Annotated in this window: 15 protein-coding genes and 1 pseudogene; 4 read left to right on the forward strand and 12 right to left on the reverse strand. The window is 57.6% G+C overall.

The window, feature by feature from the left end:
• The first annotated feature begins 163 nt into the window (after nt 1-163).
• Nucleotides 164-1,355: pseudogene (locus HMPREF3130_RS00095) on the forward strand (IS3 family transposase).
• An 81-nt stretch (nt 1,356-1,436) separates the two neighbouring features.
• Here the strand turns inward: HMPREF3130_RS00095 and HMPREF3130_RS00100 are convergent.
• The gene (locus HMPREF3130_RS00100) at nt 1,437-2,714 is read right to left on the reverse strand and encodes an MFS transporter (RefSeq protein WP_070429051.1); all 1,278 of its coding nucleotides are present in this window, start codon (nt 2,712-2,714) and stop codon (nt 1,437-1,439) included.
• A gap of 261 nt (nt 2,715-2,975) precedes the next feature.
• Here HMPREF3130_RS00100 and HMPREF3130_RS00105 point away from each other — a divergent pair, with 261 nt between their 5' ends.
• Nucleotides 2,976-4,553, forward strand: coding sequence for an NYN domain-containing protein (locus HMPREF3130_RS00105; protein WP_070429052.1), 1,578 nt, complete (start codon nt 2,976-2,978; stop codon nt 4,551-4,553).
• 190 nt (nt 4,554-4,743) lie between these two features.
• Here the strand turns inward: HMPREF3130_RS00105 and HMPREF3130_RS00110 are convergent, their stop codons facing one another.
• Nucleotides 4,744-5,589 carry a PspA/IM30 family protein gene (locus HMPREF3130_RS00110; protein ID WP_070429053.1) on the reverse strand — a complete coding sequence of 282 codons (846 nt, stop codon included), beginning with the start codon at nt 5,587-5,589 and terminating at the stop codon, nt 4,744-4,746.
• A gap of 161 nt (nt 5,590-5,750) precedes the next feature.
• Between HMPREF3130_RS00110 and HMPREF3130_RS00115 the strand changes: the two genes are divergently transcribed.
• A complete protein-coding gene (locus tag HMPREF3130_RS00115) occupies nt 5,751-7,052 on the forward strand; it encodes a serine hydrolase (RefSeq protein WP_070429054.1) in 1,302 nt (433 codons plus the stop codon).
• A 93-nt stretch (nt 7,053-7,145) separates the two neighbouring features.
• Here the strand turns inward: HMPREF3130_RS00115 and trxA are convergent, their stop codons facing one another.
• From trxA to HMPREF3130_RS11200, 10 genes are all read right to left on the reverse strand, one after another.
• Nucleotides 7,146-7,526, reverse strand: a complete 381-nt coding sequence (gene trxA / locus HMPREF3130_RS00120; protein WP_070429055.1) for a thioredoxin — start codon at nt 7,524-7,526, stop codon at nt 7,146-7,148.
• Nucleotides 7,527-7,668: 142 nt separating this feature from the next.
• Nucleotides 7,669-8,517 (reverse strand): fumarylacetoacetate hydrolase family protein, encoded by an 849-nt coding sequence (locus HMPREF3130_RS00125; RefSeq protein WP_070429056.1) that lies wholly within the window; start codon nt 8,515-8,517, stop codon nt 7,669-7,671.
• Nucleotides 8,518-8,606: 89 nt separating this feature from the next.
• Complete coding sequence (locus tag HMPREF3130_RS00130) at nt 8,607-9,803, reverse strand: acyltransferase family protein (protein ID WP_049193095.1); 1,197 nt, start codon at nt 9,801-9,803, stop codon at nt 8,607-8,609.
• Nucleotides 9,804-9,945: 142 nt separating this feature from the next.
• Nucleotides 9,946-11,538 carry a replicative DNA helicase gene (gene dnaB / locus HMPREF3130_RS00135; RefSeq protein ID WP_049170075.1) on the reverse strand — a complete coding sequence of 531 codons (1,593 nt, stop codon included), beginning with the start codon at nt 11,536-11,538 and terminating at the stop codon, nt 9,946-9,948.
• A 735-nt stretch (nt 11,539-12,273) separates the two neighbouring features.
• Nucleotides 12,274-12,726, reverse strand: a complete 453-nt coding sequence (gene rplI / locus HMPREF3130_RS00140; RefSeq protein ID WP_005511982.1) for a 50S ribosomal protein L9 — start codon at nt 12,724-12,726, stop codon at nt 12,274-12,276.
• A gap of 100 nt (nt 12,727-12,826) precedes the next feature.
• The gene (locus tag HMPREF3130_RS00145) at nt 12,827-13,393 is read right to left on the reverse strand and encodes a single-stranded DNA-binding protein (RefSeq protein WP_049170077.1); all 567 of its coding nucleotides are present in this window, start codon (nt 13,391-13,393) and stop codon (nt 12,827-12,829) included.
• Between the two features lie 121 nt (nt 13,394-13,514).
• Complete coding sequence (rpsF, locus tag HMPREF3130_RS00150; protein ID WP_005511978.1) at nt 13,515-13,802, reverse strand: 30S ribosomal protein S6; 288 nt, start codon at nt 13,800-13,802, stop codon at nt 13,515-13,517.
• A 311-nt stretch (nt 13,803-14,113) separates the two neighbouring features.
• Nucleotides 14,114-14,305, reverse strand: coding sequence for a hypothetical protein (locus HMPREF3130_RS00155; RefSeq protein WP_016421704.1), 192 nt, complete (start codon nt 14,303-14,305; stop codon nt 14,114-14,116).
• Nucleotides 14,306-16,783 carry a transglycosylase domain-containing protein gene (locus HMPREF3130_RS00160; RefSeq protein WP_070429057.1) on the reverse strand — a complete coding sequence of 826 codons (2,478 nt, stop codon included), beginning with the start codon at nt 16,781-16,783 and terminating at the stop codon, nt 14,306-14,308. It abuts the gene before it with no gap.
• 11 nt (nt 16,784-16,794) lie between these two features.
• Complete coding sequence (locus HMPREF3130_RS11200) at nt 16,795-17,166, reverse strand: DUF5318 family protein (RefSeq protein ID WP_224783765.1); 372 nt, start codon at nt 17,164-17,166, stop codon at nt 16,795-16,797.
• 272 nt (nt 17,167-17,438) lie between these two features.
• Here HMPREF3130_RS11200 and HMPREF3130_RS00165 point away from each other — a divergent pair, with 272 nt between their 5' ends.
• The gene (locus HMPREF3130_RS00165) at nt 17,439-18,524 is read left to right on the forward strand and encodes an inositol-3-phosphate synthase (protein ID WP_070429058.1); all 1,086 of its coding nucleotides are present in this window, start codon (nt 17,439-17,441) and stop codon (nt 18,522-18,524) included.
• Nucleotides 18,525-18,950: the final 426 nt, after the last annotated feature.

Below are 18,950 nucleotides of genomic sequence, written 5' to 3' on the forward strand. Positions count from 1 at the left end.
ACACACGCCCTTATTTAAGCGAATCCGCTGGTAGAACCATGAAAAGAATTCACTTTAGTTAACCCCGTACGCCAAATCAGAGACTTCCTACGGACCTGACCCCCATGTGGTGGACACCTGATATCCAGCCCAGTCGAGCTGGGAAGAAAGGTAATCTACCACCATGTCCAGGTACTCCGAACAGTTCAAACGCGATGCCGTAGCCCTCTATGAGAACAACGAGGATCTCTCGCTGAACTCAGCATCAGCTGAGCTCGGTATCAACCGTGCCTCGCTACATTCTTGGGTCAAAAAGTACGGCACTGGCAAACGTGCCCGCATTAAAGCCGTGCACGATCAAGCCCAAGCGGCGAATGATTCTGCGCGAATCCGTCAGCTGGAAAAAGAAGTCTCTAAGCTGCGCGAAGAACGCGACATCCTGCGTAAGGCCGCGAAATATTTTGCCGAAGAGACTCACTGGTGATCCGCTTCCAGTTTGTCGATGACCACCGAACCGAGTACTCGGTTAAGCGGATGTGCGATGTGTTAAAGCTGAATCGTTCCTCGTTTTACAAGTGGGTGAGCACCCGTAAAAACGCAGGTTAAAGATGTATTCTGATGCCGTTATTGGTGCAAGAATCAAGACCATCTTCGATGATGAGCACGGGCTTTATGGTGCTAAACGCATCGCCGCAAGCCTCAAGGAGGACACGACGTATACCCCGATCAATCACAAGAAAGTTGCACGCATCATGAAATCCATGGGGTTAAAAGGCTTTAGCAAACGGCGTCGATGCATTACTACCAGGCGTAAGCCTGGTCACCGTGTCATGCCAGATCTAGTAGGCCGCAAGTTCACAGCTGGCGAGCCAAATCGTGTGTATGTCGGTGACATTACTTACCTGCCGTGTAGGGGAGGCAAAAACATGTACCTTGCCACAGTCATTGACACGTATTCACGTAAACTTGCAGGTTATGCACTCGCAGACCACATGCGGGTCTCACTAGTTATCGATGCTCTAGCCCACGCACACGGCGTGCGCGGCAGTCTTGACGGGACTATTTTCCATTCCGATCACGGCAGCGTGTACACCTCACAAGACTTTAGGAACTACTGCTCGTCGTTAGGTGTGCGCCAGTCCATGGGCGCGGTTGGAACGAGTGCCGATAATGCCCTGGCAGAATCCTTTAACGCCACCTTAAAGCGGGAAGTGCTGCGTGATCGGAAAGTCTTTGACAACCCAATTAGCTGTCGTCAAGAGGTCTTCCGGTGGTGCATGCGCTACAACACGCGCAGGCGGCACTCCTGGTGCAATCTCGTAGCTCCTGATGTCTTTGAAGCCGAGACTTCGGCTATACTGACCACAGCAGCATAGCTAGCCCCCGATGTGTCCACTTTCCGGGGGTCGGGCCCTACGGCTCGGTCTCTACTTGTCAGCAACTCAGCAACCGACCAATTACTTAGTCAGAGCCGCCTTGTCACCTGCGAGTCGTCGCCAAGCAGTGGCAGATGCGACACCCATCAGCGCACCCGCCCCCAGAAACACGCTGCCTGCACCCATCGCGGTAGCACCCACACCAGCAATCGGCGGCAGGATGACCTGCGCCAAGCGGTTACCCATTAGCCGGATGGACAACGCCTGAGCACGCACCTCGGCATCCACCAGGGAACTCACCCACGTCATCGACATGGGCATCACAAAGCCCCAGGCCAAACCGCAGATACCAACAGCAATAACCATGAGCCACGCACTCTGCAGCCACGGCATAGCCAAAAGCGGCATGACACCGGCACAAACTGCAATGATAAGGACCCGATTGCGATTAGCTTTGCGCAAAACAGTCGGCATGAGGGCTCGGGAAATAATCGCAAGACCACTACGCGCACCAAGGATCGCCGTCACCTCGGCAACACTAAAGCCCAGTTCACGTCCCAGCACCGGCACATATGCCGTCAACAGGTCAATGGCTACGATGACCGCAATTGAGACAGACATAGCGCTGGACATGCCATCGATACGCAGGATGCTTAAGACCGATGCGCCACTGGCTTCGGCCTGCGCCAGCCGCCTCTCCTCCATCCGGCTGCGGTCGCTAACAGTCGACGCCGGAGAATACTCAGTTGAGCTAGCAGCTTGCACTTCGGCGGCTGCATTTGCTTCGTGCCGTCGATAAGCAGTTGCGACCGGCCAGCCGATGACCAGGGCGACCGCACCGATTCCCGTCATCGTCCAGAGCGCGGAAGTGGTGGCGGTCATGGCGCTGCCGTCGTGGTTGGGAGTGAGCAGACCCGCACCGACGATGCCGAGGAACTGCCCGACGGAGATTCCAAGCGTGAAGTATGCAAAGAGGCTATCAAGCCCGGCGACGCCGCCACGCAGGTGCGAAACCATGCCTTGAGCGGCGATGAGCGTGGTCATGTGGGCAAAACCCAGGGCCACGTAGCCGATCAGAAGAATAGGTAGGTTCGGCGAGAGCGACATTACTGCTGCAGCGATGACGGTGGCGACGAGACCGGAGTACATGACTTCGGTGGCACGATGGCTGTCGACAAGCTTGCCGGCGGGAAGCGCAATAATAAGAGGTACAAGTGAAAATGCGGCAGTGAACCAACCGACGGTGGCGGCGGAACCGCCAAAATCGAGGACTCGCCAAGAAAGCAGCACGCGACCGCCGTTGAAAACCGCTTGCCCCAACACAGTAATGAGAACCAATAGGCCGAACCAGCGTCTCATACCTGTTTGTAACTCCCCTTCTCCTGTGTGGTCGCACTCTTCGCGGGGCGATTTCTTTGCACGTCAATACCTAAATTGATCGGTGCTTTCTCGTCGGCTCGCACTTCTGCCAACCCGCGAAGAACGGTCAAAGCAATGCGGCTTATTAAGAATAGTCCCTGAAGTTAAACATGTTTAGCGCATAGAATGAATTATTCGGGCATCCTTGTCGATGTAACCGGTTTTCTTATTTAGTTAATAAAGAATCAGGAATTAGGAGCCATGCTTGAACGCACATTGGTGTTCGTCGATACGTCATATTTACTGGCGAGCTTTTACAACTCGTGGGAAACCGGAGCCCGCGGGCAATTAGAAATCGACCTTAGAGAAGTAGTTAGTGTCCTTGACCGAATGATTAACCAGCAGCTGAACCAGCCAGTTCAGCGGCAACTTTGGTACGACGGCATCCCGGAGTCGGGGCCGCATCGTTACCAGCGCTCACTGCGCACGATTGATGGTGTGCAGCTGCGCGCAGGTCAGCTCATTGAATGGGGTGACCGACGGACGCAGAAGGCCGTCGATACGCGACTCGTCGCAGACATGGTTGTCGCCGGCCTGCGCAACCAAGTTTCCGATATCGTGCTGGTCTCGGGCGATGCGGACATGCTGCCCGGCGTCGCTGAGGCTTCGGCCGCCGGTGTGCGCGTGCATCTCTACGGCTTCGGCTGGGACTCCATGTCCGGTGCACTTCGCCATGCCTGCGATTCGACGACAATCCTCGATCCCCGCGAGGACTTCGCCGACGCCATGCAGCTCAATGTCCTCGAGGGCCCAATCCCACCGGTCGTCCGCACGAATAAGCCGCTGGGCGATGCCGAACCAATCGAAGATCTCGGTGCCACCTGTGTACCGGATACGCGCATCACTCCTCCGGGCGAGGACTCGCTTGACGACGGCACGGAGAACACTCCCTCCGCTGCCGACGGTGATGTTGCTTCGCCGGAGGCCGGCTCTCCGGAGGTTCCGCAGGACCAGCGCGTTGTGCCATCCCCCACAGCTGACCGCGACTCCGACTGTCGCAGCGAAGACAATGCCGCAGCCACGCCGACGGCCAAGGCCGACTCGCCGAAGTTCAACGAGGTCGAACACGCGGCCAAGATGGGTGCCCGGGAAATCCCGGCGCAGGCTGAGCACCGCGCTGAGGTAGAGCGCACCGGCGGTTTGGAAACTACACAGGTGGATTCCGCTGCTTCGGGCGTTTCGGCTGACTCGCCAACACAGCAAACGCAGCCAACGCAGCCAGCACAGCCTTCTCCAGCGGCCATGCCCGGCGCGACAGTCAACACTGGCAGTGGGGCTGGTAACGACACTGCGAACAACACCGGAGCCGAGAATGCAGGCGCGTCTGCCCCCGATTCCGCGTCGTCGACTGCAGTTGGCAGTGGGGGGTCGGCGACGGAGCCGTCGACAAGCGAAGACGGTGCCAACACGAGTACGCCGAAACCAAGCCCGCGGCCGAATCCTTCGATGATGGCGCCAAGGAGGAAGCTGCGTAGTCGATACGTGCCCCTGCCGAACGAGGTGTGGGCATCCGCGGGTTTTCAGACGCCGTTCGATGTGGGACAGCAGTACGCGAACTGGTGGTACGAGAATATTGCGAACGAGCAGGCGCGCGATAGTGCCCACTTGCTCTCTGGTGGTGGGCTGCCACCGGACATTGATCGTCCGCTGCTGCAGTTTGCGTGCGAAACCCTGCACGAATACACGCTGACGGAGACGCAGCGCGTCAATCTGCGCGATGGTTTCCACGCCGGTATCCGCGGAGTGCTGCTCGCGCGGAAGAACGGCGAATTGGAGTAATAGCGCGCCTCACGGATTCGGCAGTTTCGGTGGCTTCAGCACTGCTGGCGCTACTGTCGCTGCTGGTGCTGCTGGCGCTGCTGGTGCGAGAAAGTGTCGGGGTTTATGTCAGTTTAGGGTGGTTTTTCCCGCTCAAACTGACATAAACCCCGACACTTTCTTGTTGGCGATCGTTGGCAACTGGTGAACGCTACTTCGCTTCGTCTGCGTCCGTTGTGGTGTCCTCAACGGCCTCAACGGACTCGGCGGACTCGGCGGCCTCCAGCTCGCCGGCGTTATCCTTCGCGGCAGAACCGGATTCGAGAGCAGCGTTTTCATTATTCATCTGGGCACGAATTTCGGCCAGACGCATGTCAGCAGCGGCATCGCGAGTCGAAGTCTCGATCTCAGCCATACGACCTGCCTGTGAGGATTCCGCGAGCTCCTGAGCGCCCAACGCATTGGCGTAGCGGCCTTCAATCTTCTCACGGACCGAATCCAAAGTCGGCACATTCGGATCCTCGGAAATACCCTGCATGCTCTGGAGAGTCTTCGACGCGGTCTCTTGCATCTTGGCCTGATCCGCCTGCGACTCCAGCTTGCGGATATCCTGCTTAATCTGCTCGTAGCGAGCCTGCGACTGCTGCGCCTGACGCTGTGCCTCCTCAGCAGCAGATACGGCCTGCTGGTGGAGCTGCGTAGTATTTTCCAGCTCCTTTTCAACATTCACCAGCTGGGTGGCAAACACCTCAGCAGTGCTTTCCATCTTCTGTGCAGTGGCCTCATCGCCCTTGGCACGAGCCTGATCCGCGTTGGCGAGTGCCTGGCGGGTGTTCTCGGTAATCTTGTCACGCTCAGAGGTCAACCGCCCCAGCTGCATTTCCAGCTGATTGCGGTTGCCGATGATAGCCGCAGCCTGACGCTGAATCTCCTGATGGCGCTGACGCTCGGCCTCAGCTGCCTGTGCAATCTGAACCTTCGGATCCGCATTGTCCTCGATTTTCTTATCAAACGAAGACATCATGTACTTCCAGCCCTTGGCAAATGGATTAGCCATGCAAATCCAACCTTCCTCAACATATGCGGAATAACTAATCGGAACCGAGAAGATTCCATCTCTTAAAAAATTGTACGTGAGCTAGCTCGCTCTCTCTCGGCAAACGGAAAGAGCTGGTTACCGACAAGCAAGACTCCCCCAGAGTTGTAAACTCTCTAAACATGGTTCATTGCCCTCAACGCGCGTACCGCGGACTTGCCGCGAGTCTCGCCGCGGTAATTACTCTGTCAGCAACTGCGCCGCTGGCTAACGCGACAGTCACCGCAACTGCTGACTCCACCAATACCGGCGCATTTTCGCAGGTAGTCGTCGCAGCTCCATCCTCAACGGAGCCGACTAAGCCCTCCGACGCAAAAACCAAGAAGACCACCGAAAAACCAGCAGGAAAGGCTCCCGAGAAGCACACAGGGAAAACCGCGGAGAAGTGGGCGGAACAGTCGGCAGAGAAGTCGGCAGAGAAAACCTCTTCAACGACATCGGAAACGTCCTCAACGGAGCCGTCGGAAAGCACTGCGAAAAGTGAGCCGAAGGCGTTTCCCCCACTTGTGCCAGGGGCGAATACCCAGTGGGGCCTTGGCGTCCAAACTCGTCTCGACCAGGTGACCGAGAAGTTTGATGCTAAGGGCGGCATGCTCGGCATGGGCATCCTGGATCGCCAGACCGGTGAGTTCATCTGCAACGCACACTGTGATGATGTTTTTCGCCTCGCCAGCCTGATGAAGGTATTCATCGCCGATGTCGTGGCCTACTCCAACTACACACAGCCGAAGAAGGGCGAGATCGTCGCTGGCCAGGGCGATATGCCGGTTGAGGGCAACCCTGATGCCATGCTGCGCGACGACATGATTCGATACTCCAACAATGAAGCAACTGACGAGCTGTGGGATTCCTACGGCGGTGTACGCATCGTTGACAATGTCCGGCAGCGCTACGGCCTGTCGGATAAGACCGTCGGCTCGCCTATGTGGGGAGCCACCACTAGTACGCCAGCCGACATGGTCGCCTACTTTGACCGCATGCTGAGCGAAGAAGGCGGACTGAGCGACACGGAGACCAAATACATGCGTCAGCTGATGTACTCACTGCCGCGTTACTCCTACGGCGATGCAGACCAGAACTTCGGTCTGCGTGCAGCGCTACCGAAGGAAACGATTGCCAACAAATCCGGTTGGTACGAAGAGCAGCACACCACTGCCGGGTTCCTTGGCGACGATGACCGTTACGCTATCGCGGTTCTGGGCAAAAACCTGACCGCCAACGACCTCACCGAAGCTGTCAAGCACGTGTTCCCGAGCGGGCAGGTTCTGCCAACAGGTGAGAAGGAGACAAAGCATGCCCGCACCAGCGCACCACTGTCGATTGAGGAAAACTCAAACAAAGTCGCTCCAGCCCTGTGGGCACTAGTAGCGGCACTCGCTGGCTTTGGTATTGGCTGGCTCATTCGTGGCCAGCGCGCGGACTAGATACAAAAAGTCCCCGCGGGCTTGAGGCGCGGGGGCTCATGCGGCAGTGCTCTAAGTTGGAAAACGCACAGTATGCGGACTAAACCGCAGAATTTACTCGGTAGCGCTATCCTGTGCGGCCTGCTCGGCAATCTGCGCACGGACATCATCCATGTTCAGCTCCGAAGCCTGGCCAACCAGGTCGCTCAGAGCGGTCTCAGGCAGCACACCAGAGTGCTGGAACAGCAGGATTCCCTCGCGGAAAACAAACAGCGTCGGAATCGACTGAATGCCCAGGGCGGCCGAAACCTCCTGGTTGGCATCGGTGTCCAGCTTTGCGAACACTACCTCTGGGTGCTTCTCCGAAGCCTTCTCATAAATCGGGGCGAACTGGCGGCACGGACCGCACCAGGATGCCCAGGCATCAACGAGCACAATGTCGTTGTTCTGAATAGTCTCAGCGAAAGTCTCGTTCGTAATATCAACAGTTGCCATGGGTCTAACTCCTCTTACTCTTTAACGTCGTGTTCTAACTTCACGTTCTTTACGTAGGTTTTTACCCGTTAGTTCCCCACAACGCACGCGGGAGTCGATTCATTCCCGCCGGGTTCGCGGGGACGTCGTAAAGCGGCGCGTGCTAGTGGTTGATGCGGACAGTGTTGGCCTGTTTACCCAGGCCATCGATGGTGATGATCATTTCCTGACCATCCTGAAGGTAGGTCTGCGGGCTCATGCCGTGACCAACACCCGCCGGCGTTCCCGTGGAGATGACATCGCCCGGGTTCAGCTGCACGAACTGTGAGATGTAGGCGATTAACTTCGCCGGGGAGAAAACAAGGTCCGCAATCGGGGCATCCTGGCGCAGCTCTCCGTCGACATATGTGCGCACCCGTGCGGAGTCCGCATCGAAAGCATCTGCTGTGAGCATCCACGGGCCGAAAGCACTGGCGCGCTGCAACGTCTTCCCCTGTAGCCACTGCGCGGTGGCGTACTGGAAATCGCGCTGGGTGAAGTCATTCATAATCGCGTACCCAGCGATAGCGTCCTGTGCCTGCTCCTCCGACACCCGCAAGCAGGTCTCGCCGACGATAACCGCGAGCTCGCCTTCATAATCGAGCTTTTCCGCGCAGGCCTCCGGCACTCGGATATCATCCTTCGCACCGGCAACGGCATCGGCAAACTTCGCGAATAGCGTCGGCACCTCGGGACGCTCGTGTCCCATCTCATCGATGTGGGCGGCATAGTTCAGGCCGACGCAAACAATCTTGCCCGGCCGCGTGATCAGCGGCGCGAACGCCCACGTGCTCTCCGCCATGACGTTGTCAGGGTTGTTCCCCGCCTCCGCCAAGAGTTCTTCCGCTTCACGACGCCACGTTGGCCGCGCTAACACATCTCCGAGACAGTGGTCATCAAAAAGGACCGCTACGCCGTCGCCGAGAACAGCGGCGCGGGTTGCACCCTGGTATCGCAACGTTGCTAGACGCATGGCTTTCTCATTTCTTCATGGCTATTCTCTGTGTCACTTCTGCCGCCTGATCGGCTCCCGGTTCCACGCTACCGCCTTGTTGAGCTGAATTAGGAAGCAGGTTCGCTCTTAGGCTGCCGCGGAGCCTCGCCTTCAGGCAGGGAAGAAGGATTCTGACTGCGCTGAAGGGCACGCTGCCCCGGCGTAGTCATGCGCACTACCCACGCAGGACGGACAAAGAGCCACCCGGCACCGATGGCAAGCAGCAACCTGTGCAGACCAAGGCACAGCATCGCCGCAATGATAGTCACCAGCGGCGTCATGATGGCCAAGTGTGGGTCCTTTGGCAGGATGAGGTCGCAAATAATCATGACCACAACCAACATTGGAATGTGCATAAGGAAGATAGGCAGCGTTCGGCCGCCAACCTTTTCAAAAGGCACAACTAGGCGAGTGTTCTGCAGCATCGCCATGACATTGATTGCAGCCAGTGCGCCAGTGGTGGACAGGTACACACGGGTGAAGCCGACGTTGCCTTCGTTAAAGCTCGAGTAGGTCGCCTGCACCCAGATCGCCACCGACAGGAACGCCGTCAGCGTCACTAGTAGTGCGAGACCACTGCGACGCTGTGCCATCCGGAAGATCCAGGGCGCGCCGTACATGCCCAGCACGTAGAAGAACAGCATTTTGCTGACAAAGTCCCACGACCAGCTGGACGAGGCAAAAGGCGCCCATGCACTAATGAGGCCTGTAACGATGAGCTGAATCACCGGATGCACCCAGCGGAATGCTCGTGTGAGAATTGCAAACAGCGCCAGCGCCCACAGAAACCACAGGTAGGAAGTTGGCTCGATGATCGCGTGAAGCGTGTTGTAAATTCGCGGCCCCCACGCGCTGTGGTCCGTAATCGGCGGCGGAGACACTATGCCATCGGCATCCACGTGCGTATATGGCATGAGGAAAAGCACGAAGTCACGCAGTGGCACCCAAATCACGTAGAGATAGACCATCACCCAGATTCGGCGATTGGCCAACTTATGCCACGACTCCTTGAGTGCCTTGCCGGCGAACAGACCAGATAGCAGGAAAAACAGCGGCATACGGATTGGTCCGAGGAAGAAGTTAATCCCCGCCCACTGCGCCGTGTAGTAACCGTGCGCTTGCAGCTCTGTGATGGCATGGCCAAGCACAACTAAAAGAATGCACAGCCCCTTAGCCGCATCTACCCAACCGACGCGCTGTTTCGGCGCACTCTTCTGCCTTTTCGCTTTGGCCTCCGCTGCCACGGGAGCGGCAGTTGGTGACATAGTGCTTCCCCGCTTCCCGACGACTCCGCGTAACCCTCAAAACCTTCAAAACCATCAACGCACGAAAACTCGCCCTATTGACTGTCACTCACCTTACCTAGCCACCCGGATTGCACTAATTCTGGGTGGCTAGGCCAGGCACCTAGAGAGAACCGCTGGGCTCCTCCGCCAGGTTGGCGAACCTGGAGTAATGCAGCTGGTGGGCCACAGCAATGCTTCCGGTCGGTCCACCACGGTGCTTTGCGACGATAATATCCGCCTCACCAGCACGTTCATGGTCAGCCTCCTGCGAGTCCGGCCGGTAAATCAGCATGACGATATCGGCATCCTGCTCCAGCGAACCCGACTCACGCAGGTCCGAGACCTGTGGCTTCTTATCTGTGCGAGCTTCCGGACCACGATTCAGCTGCGAAATTGCAATCAGCGGTACCTCGAGCTCCTTCGCCAACAACTTGAGCTGACGGGAGAACTCCGAGACCTCTTGCTGCCTGGACTCGACTTTTTTACCCGAGCTCATCAGCTGCAGGTAGTCGACCACGATCATCTTCAGATCGTGCTTCTGCTTCAGCTGACGTGCCTTCGCGCGAATTTCCATCATGGTCAGGTTCGGCGAGTCATCAATAAACAGCGGAGCATCACGAATCTTGTCGCCGACCTCGACCAGCTTTGTCCAGTCCCGCTCATCCAGGTCACCGGAGCGCAAAGATGCCATGTTGATCTTCGCCTCTGCGGACATGATGCGCATCATGATTTCATTGCGCGACATTTCCAACGAGAAAATTGCGCTGGTCATGCCGTTGCGAATCGAGGCCGAACGCATGAAGTCCATTGCAAGCGTGGACTTACCCACACCCGGACGGGCCGCAATAATCACCATCTGACCTGGGTGAAGGCCATTTGTCAGCTTGTCCAGGTTGGTAATCCCCGTCGGCACACCCTGCGCCAGACCGCCGTTTTGGGTAATAAGATCCAGTTCCTCCAGCGTGTCATCCAGGACATCGGCGATGGGAACGTAGTCATTCTTCGTGTTCTCACGTCCAACGCTGAAAATGAGCTGCTGCGCCTCATCCACCAGCTGCTCCGGCTCCGTGTCCTCCGCGCCCGCATAGCCAATCTGGGCGATTTTCGTGCCGGCCTCTACCAGGCGACGGATTGTCGCCTTCTCCGCAACAATTCGGGCATAGAACTGCGCATTCGCCGCCGTTGGCACCAGGGAGGCCAAGGTGTGCAGGTACAGCGGACCACCGATGCGCTCCAGGTCTCCAGTTCGATCCAGACGACCTGCCAGCAAAATGGGGTCAATTTCCGAGGACTCACCGTAGAGGTGCAAAATCGCCGAGTAAATCGTCTGGTGCGCTGGCCGGTAGAAATCCTCCGGCGTCAGCTGCTCGTACACATCCGCAACGACCTCTGAGTTCAGCAGCATCGCGCCGAGCACACTCTGCTCCGCCTCGATATTGTGCGGCGGGGTGCGCTCAAAAGTCGCGCCCGCGACCGCACTCGCACGAGCGCCACGACCACGGTCTCGCTCCCAGTCCCGCGCCCCAGATCCGCTTGCCGACGATCCGTTGCCCGAGCTCTGCGAGAAGGAATACTCCTCCGGTGGCGCATCCTCTACCGGCGGTTCCGGGGGCAGCGGAACGTCATCGAAGGAATCATCGTGGGAATTTACCGAGTAGGAGGACGCCTCGTCCCCTGCTCCGGAATGACCACCATCACCTACAGGCTGACTCATCGTGAGCAGCTCCTCCCCTTCTGGACCACTTAGGTGCCTTTTCAACCCTGTTGCTGACTGACCGTCACACTCAATATGTCTGTTCCGACCGCCAGCACTGGACACCTGATTACCTACCGCAGTTATACCTGTTCGAGCGGATTGACGGACCTGTAAAAGTACCCTTGAAGGCCCCGGAAAACAATCTTCTACGGTGTTTATCCCCGAAGTTATCCACAGCACCTGTGGACAAGCCTGGGGAGAACATGTGCACAATCAAGAAAAGTCCAGGTGAACGGTCCGTAACCCTAAACCGCCGCTTGAATGTTAACGGGGGTAGCGGAGTTTCAACCCGGAAATATTCTATCTACGCAGGTCAGTGCGTATTTGCCTTAATTCTGCACAAATGTAATCCTCTGTTACCTCGTTAGCATCGATGCTGCTCATGCGGAGATTATTAACGATAAATTAATAAAAATCTCGCGCTCTCCAGAAAAGTTATCCACGGCAGCCAGGCAAGTTACCCACAGGTTTATCCACAGCAATCATCGTTAGCCTGTGGACAAGTCGTAGACGCTCTTTCCAACACCTGCGTAAAAGGCTTTAAACCAGCCTTAAACCACGAAAAGCCCCGACCTTTCACTACGAAAGATCAGAGCTTCACGTGTGCTGTTGTCATTGGGCCTCAGAGCCCGCGCAGTCTTTAAACGCGGTGCTCGTCAGCCGCCGTCAAAGTAAAAACTCTAAACCGCGAACTTACGCGGCGACGACCTGTACGGAAACATGCGCGGTAATCTGCGGGTGCAGCGCGATGTCAACGGTGTGCTTACCAAGGGACTTGATCTGGCTCGGAGCAAGCACGACTGCGCGCTTGTCGATAGCCTGACCGGAAGCCTTACGAACTGCATCGGCGATGTCACCCTTGGTGACAGAACCGAACAGCTTGCCATTTTCCGAAGCCTTCACAGCAACGGAGACGTTGTCGAGCGAATCAATCTTCTGCTTGACTTCACGTGCATGGTCGAGGTCGCGGATAGCGCGAGCCTCCTGGGCACGACGAATGCCCTCGATCTGCTTTTCTGCGCCGCGGGTGGCAACAATTGCCAGTCCGCGAGGAAGCAGGTAGTTACGTCCGTAGCCGGCCTTGACCTCAACGATGTCGCCTGCGACACCGAGCTTGTCAACGTCGGCGGTGAGGATCAGCTTCATGATCCCTGCCTTTCGCTGGATATGTCTTTAAAAGATTATGAGAATTGTGGATGCTAAATCTGCTGCAAACTAGTCACGTAGTGCCGTGGCTGGAAGGAGCTTAGAACGGAGGCTCATCGCCGCCGAAGCCGCCACCGGCCGGAGGAGCTGAGTTCCACGGATCTTCCGCAGGAGCTCCGCCACCAAAACCGCGATCGCCCTGTCCACCCTGGTTGCCCTGGTTTCCACCAAAGCCACCGCCGAAACCACCACCGGCATTTCCGCCCTGGCTGCGGTTGCCGCCGCCAAAGTTTCCACCGCCGTTGCGTGGAGTGCGCGTGACCTGAGCTCGAGCGAACTTCAGGGACGGGCCCACCTCATCGACCTCAACCTCAAAGACGGTACGACGCTCGCCCTCGCGGGTCTCGTAACTGCGCTGGCGCAGACGACCCTGGACGATGACGCGCATGCCCTTGGAGAGACTTTCGACAGCGTTCTCCGCCGCCTCACGCCACAGGCTGCAGGTGAGGAACATGCCCTCGCCGTCAACCCACTGGCCATCTCGGTACACCCGCGGAGTCGACGCAACGCGGAAGTTCGCGACGGCGGTGCCGTTCTGGGTGTACTTAAGCTCCGGGTCAGCAACCAGGTTGCCAACCACTGTGATTTGTACGTCTCCCTGAGCCATGCTTCTTCTCCTCGGTTGTATTCTGTCGAGCTGATGATGGGGCTTTCGCCCGCTATCCTACGGCTTTCGCTTTACCGGTGTGCCCCATTCGAGCACTCTGGCTACGCAAATATGACGCAGATTAACGATCAACCCGCAGCACCTTGGTGCGCAGGATGCTGTCGTTCAGATTCAGACGACGGTCGAGTTCCAGCACGGTTGCGGACTCGCAGGTGAGGTCGACGACAACGTAGATGCCGTCTTCCTTCTTCTCGATCGGGTAGGCGAGGTGGCGCTTACCCCAGATGTCCACCTTCTCCACCTTGCCGTTCTCCTTGCGGACAACGTCGAGGTACTTCTCCAGGGACGGGCCTACGGTGCGCTCATCCTGAGACGGATCGATAATAATCATTACTTCGTAGTGACGCACGGACCTCATCACCTCCTATGGTCTAGTTCTTGTATTTCGGCTACACAGCGTGGTGCGCTGGCACTGTCTTTCATGCCAACCGCTATGCAGCAGGAGGATCGTTGCGTCAAGCAACCCTGCCAGGGTACCGCAGGCAGAGGTATATGTCCTAATCGCAGGCGCCGTCGGCAAGCAGTACCGGCAAGCGGTGTCAGGGCGCCGAATAAAAAGAGACGCACACAGAGCTACTGCGTGCGTCTCTTTGAATTGTGAAGTTGTCGCGTGCTTGGTGGGCAGTTAGCGCTCTAGCAGCTAACTACCTGGCCTGCGTCCTACATTGATGTCGAGGAAGCATGTGCCAACGCAATAATCACCGGAATGACTGTCGCGAATAGGAAAGCTGCCAGGCACAGAGCCCAAATGATTGCCGGTTTCCACTTCTGCATGAAGCCCCAAAAGGCCGTGCCGAACATCAGGAAGCCAATCGCGACGCAGACGATGGTGAAAATCACCCACGTGTCCACTTACTGTCCACCTCCAGGGTTACCGGGGTCTCCGCCGCCTTCATTGCCACCGCCGAAACCACCGCCTCCCGGAATCGGGATGGGCAGTAGGTCAGCGATTCCGCCGCCACCGCCTCCGCCATCGCCACCCGGAACCGGAAGCGGTGCAGGCTGCTCCTCGGAGGACTCAGAGGTCGACTCCTCGGCCGACTCCTCTTCTGTGGTCTCCGGGGCATAGCCCTGGTCATAGCCAGAGTCAGAGGTCGACGGCGCCTGGTACTGCGGCGCACCTGCGACACCACCGATTGGCTCCGGCTTGGTGAAGTACTCAAAGTCCTCGTTAGACAGTGCGTTATCCATGGTGTACTTCCACAGATCGCCCGGGGTTTGCGAGCCGTACATGATGCCACCATAGGAGTTGTAGAGCGCCGAACCATCGACGTTGCCAACCCACACTGCAGTCGACAGCTGCGGTGTCGAACCGATCATCCACGCATCCTTGTTCTGGCCGGTGTCACCCAACTGCGTAGTACCGGTCTTGGCGGCCGACGGGCGACCACCACTCAAGGGCTTGTTGCTGTAACCGGCAATAGGCTCCATGGCCGATATCATATTGGTGGCCACTGCCTTGGAAACTCGACGGTCGCCCTTGTCAGCGTTGGACTCGTAAACAATCTCGCCCTTGGAGTTTTCGACCTTCTCTACGAAGTGAGTCTGCTGATAGACGCCATCGTTAGTCAGGGTAGCCAGACCAACGGCCATATCCAGCGGACGTGAGAGGTACTGACCCAGGGCGATACCGTCCTGCGAGTGACCGTTGTCGTCCATCAGAGTCTTTTCAATACCCGGGATGGACTCAGCCACGCCCAGACGATGAGCCATTTTGGCGGTGTCATCCGGACCATTCTTCAGGTCGCGCTGCAGGCGAATAAACGGGGTGTTCAGCGACTGCTTCAGGGACTCATAAAGCGGAAGCACGCCACCGCCGGCACCGCCGTCGTTGTGCAGAGTGACGTTACCGGACTGCACAGGTGCCGAAGAGTACTGCGCGGTCAGTGGAATACCTTGATCGAGAGCTGCTGCCAGCGCAAAAATCTTGAAAGTAGAGCCGGTCTGCAGACCGCTGTTTGCGTAGTCCCAACCAGTCGGATCGTCGCCACCGTAGTAGGCGCGGACAGCACCGGTCTTCGGCTCCACCGAAACGATGGCGGCACGCAAACCCGTTGACTGATCGACGTAGTTTTCCATCGCATCCAGGGCAGCCTGCTGCACCGTCGGGTCAATGGTCGTCGTAATGCGTAGACCGCCAGTGTTGACCTCCTGCTCGGAGATACCTTCGCGCTCCAACTCAGCCAGAACCTGATTCTTAATCATGGCAGCCGGGCCGGGCTCCGGAGCCTGCTTCGGCGCCAACGCCGGATCGATGGTCTCCGGGTACTGCATTCCCGCGCGGTCCTGCGGCGAGACGATGTTCATCTCCACCAGGCCATCGAGGACGTAGTTCCAACGCTGCTCAGCCTCCGGGCGGTTAGTCCACGGATCCAGTGCAGATGGACGCTGAATCGAGGCTGCCAGCACAGCACCCTCTTCGGCATTCAGCTCACCGACTTCCTTACCGAAGTAGGCCTTCGACGCTGCCGCGATACCGTATGCGTTACGACCAAAGTAAATCGTGTTGAGGTAGGCCTCAAGGATTTCGTCCTTAGTCCACTCCCGCGCCATCTTCGCCGACATGACCAGTTCCTTGGCCTTACGGGTCAGCGTGCGCTCATTGCCCACCACAGCATTCTTGACGTACTGCTGCGTAATGGTCGAGCCGCCACCGGCACTGGAATTACCAGTCACGACTCCCAGAGCCGCACGGGCATAACCAGTCAAGGAAAAACCCGGGTTGGTATAGAAATCACGATCCTCAGCTGCCAGCACTGCATTGCGTACAGCATCCGGCACCTTGTCGATAGTGATGTTGCTTCGGTTACCGCCCTCGGGGACGATGCGCGTGATTTCCTTTTCACCACTGCGGTCATAAATCACCGCAATCTGGCTATTGGCCAACTCCTCTGGCTCCGGCACGTCCGTTGTCGCATAAGCAACACCGAACACAACTACCGGCAACAGCACGACCAGCGCCACGGCTAGACCGAGCCACGCTAAAATTCGCCGCTTATTATCAGTCGGCTGTTCTTCTTGCGCCATCGAGCTTTCCTCTTCATGGTCATCTGGTTCATGGTCATCTGGGGCGTACTGCCCCTTCTCCGGGTCCGGCTCGCTTGCCGACGTCATCTCTGAATCGGTAGCCAGACCCTCGTCATTGCCACCGACCGGAACAGCATCAATGCTGTCACTGGAATCGTCGTCAAGCGATGCGTCATCGGAGCGTGCGTGCGTATTGAAGGAATCAGCATCCGGCTGATCCCACCACTCGCCTGATGAATTAGAACCCTGGCCCTCGTGAGGGCTGTTAGGACCGCCTGGGCTATCGGGTCGATCATTGCTCACGGGTGCTCTCCCTAGTTTTCTGACTCTTCTCGAGCTGCCTGAAGTGTCCGGGTCAGGAAACTCCACTTGCAGTCGGGGCACACCTCAACTTCTTTGACGGTGCACGAACCATATTCATTAACTATTGCGGATAATTCGTTTTCAGTACAAGCAGAGCCGGAACGACGGCCCAAGTTTTCTCCGAACACCCAGAATACGAGTCGGAGGTCGAATTTGCGACATACTGGGCACTCTTCCTGGGACTTTCTGCCGTGAAAACGCGCGGCAGCGACCAGCCGAGCATCGGCATCACAGAGTGATTTTCGTGAAATCTCCCCTGCACGCCACTGCTCCAATAACTGCTTCTTGAGCAAGGAGTGATCGATCTCGCCCTGCCATGTCATCACGAAGACAGATTAGCAGGCGTGTGCGGGCTGATTTCACCCCCGCTTTATCGGTACACACATGCCCCCTCACGGTTCGGGCATCGGCAAAAAACGCATAAAGGTATAACGTCACGCTCGTTACCTCAATGCGTGCACCCACTCACGGCCGCACCGCGGACGTAAGGCCCTGGTGCGGGGTCCTGATGCTTGGTCCTGATGCGGGTTCCCGGTGTGAGTTCCCGGCGCGAGGTCAAAGCCTCCGAGCACATAGTTTCAAGGAGAATTACCAAATGAGTTCAATTCGCGTCGCTATCGTCGGCGTCGGCAACTGCGCCTCCTCCCTGGTGCAGGGTGTCGAGTTCTACCGCGATGCAAAGCCCGATGAGACCATTCCTGGCCTCATGCACGTCGTCTTCGGCGACTACCACGTCTCCGATGTCGAGTTCGTCGCAGCTTTCGATGTTGACGACAAGAAGGTCGGCAAGGACCTCTCCGAGGCCATTGTTTCCTCCGAGAACTGCACCATCAAGATCGCCGATGTCCCGACTCTCGGCGTTGAGGTTCAGCGGGGCCCGACCCTGGACGGCGTTGGCAAGTACTACGCGGACACCATCGACGAATCCCCAGCTGAACCGGTCGACGTTGTTCAGGCGCTGCAGGATGCCAAGGTCGATGTCCTGGTCTCCTACCTGCCAGTTGGTTCCGAGCAGGCCGACAAGTTCTACGCACAGTGCGCCATTGACGCTGGTGTAGCCTTCGTCAATGCCCTGCCGGTCTTCATCGCTTCCGACCCGGAGTGGGCCAAGAAGTTCGAAGACGCAGGCGTTCCGATCGTCGGCGACGACATCAAGAGCCAGGTCGGCGCAACCATCACCCACCGCGTCATGGCCAAGCTATTTGAGGACCGCGGTGTTCGCCTCGAGCGCACCCTGCAGCTCAACGTCGGCGGCAATATGGACTTCAAGAACATGCTCGAGCGCGACCGCCTCGAGTCCAAGAAGATCTCCAAGACCCAGGCCGTCACCTCCAATCTCACCGGTCCGCTGGCCGGCAAGATCGACGACCGCAACGTCCACATCGGCCCGTCGGACTGGGTGGACTGGCTGGATGACCGCAAGTGGGCCTACGTCCGACTCGAGGGCAAGGCCTTCGGCGAGGTGCCGCTGAACCTTGAGTACAAGCTCGAGGTCTGGGACTCCCCGAACTCCGCTGGCATCATCATCGATGCTGTTCGCGCTGCCAAGATCGCCAAGGATCGCGGCATCGGCGGCCCGGTCTACGCCGCTTCTTCCTACCTGATGAAGTCCCCGCCGAAGCAGCTTGCCGACGATGTTGCGCGAGCACAGCTCGAAGCATTCATCAAGGGCGAAGACTAAAAGGTACAAGCACTCAAAAGTACAAGCGAGCAGCTCCGAGAGCATGTGCCTTGAAAAGTGCCAGCCGGTTACCCATGCGGTAGCCGCTGGCGCTTTTGTGCTTCTCTCTCCCCTATCCTCCCCGCGTCTCTTCCACGCCTTCTCGCCCTACTCGCTGCTGCGCCCATCTCGTCCCCGCCATGGATGCGTGCGCTGCAGTCGTCGTAAAGCAGACAGCAATACACCCGCGAGGATGAATCTGCGAGACATATCACAAGCCAAAAGCATTCGCGAAAGTAGCCGTATGGCTACCTCCAACCCAACGTTCTAAGTACAGAAGAAGTGACACTTTAGGGGGTTTCTGCCAGCACCGAAAAACCTTATACGCAGATAGGTTTAATGTTTTGTACTGGGGTTTTAGATGTTTGGTGGAAAATTCCTGGTGAT

This window comes from Corynebacterium sp. HMSC14B06, assembly GCF_001807075.1.
GTDB classification, from domain to species: Bacteria; Actinomycetota; Actinomycetes; order Mycobacteriales; family Mycobacteriaceae; genus Corynebacterium; species Corynebacterium jeikeium_D.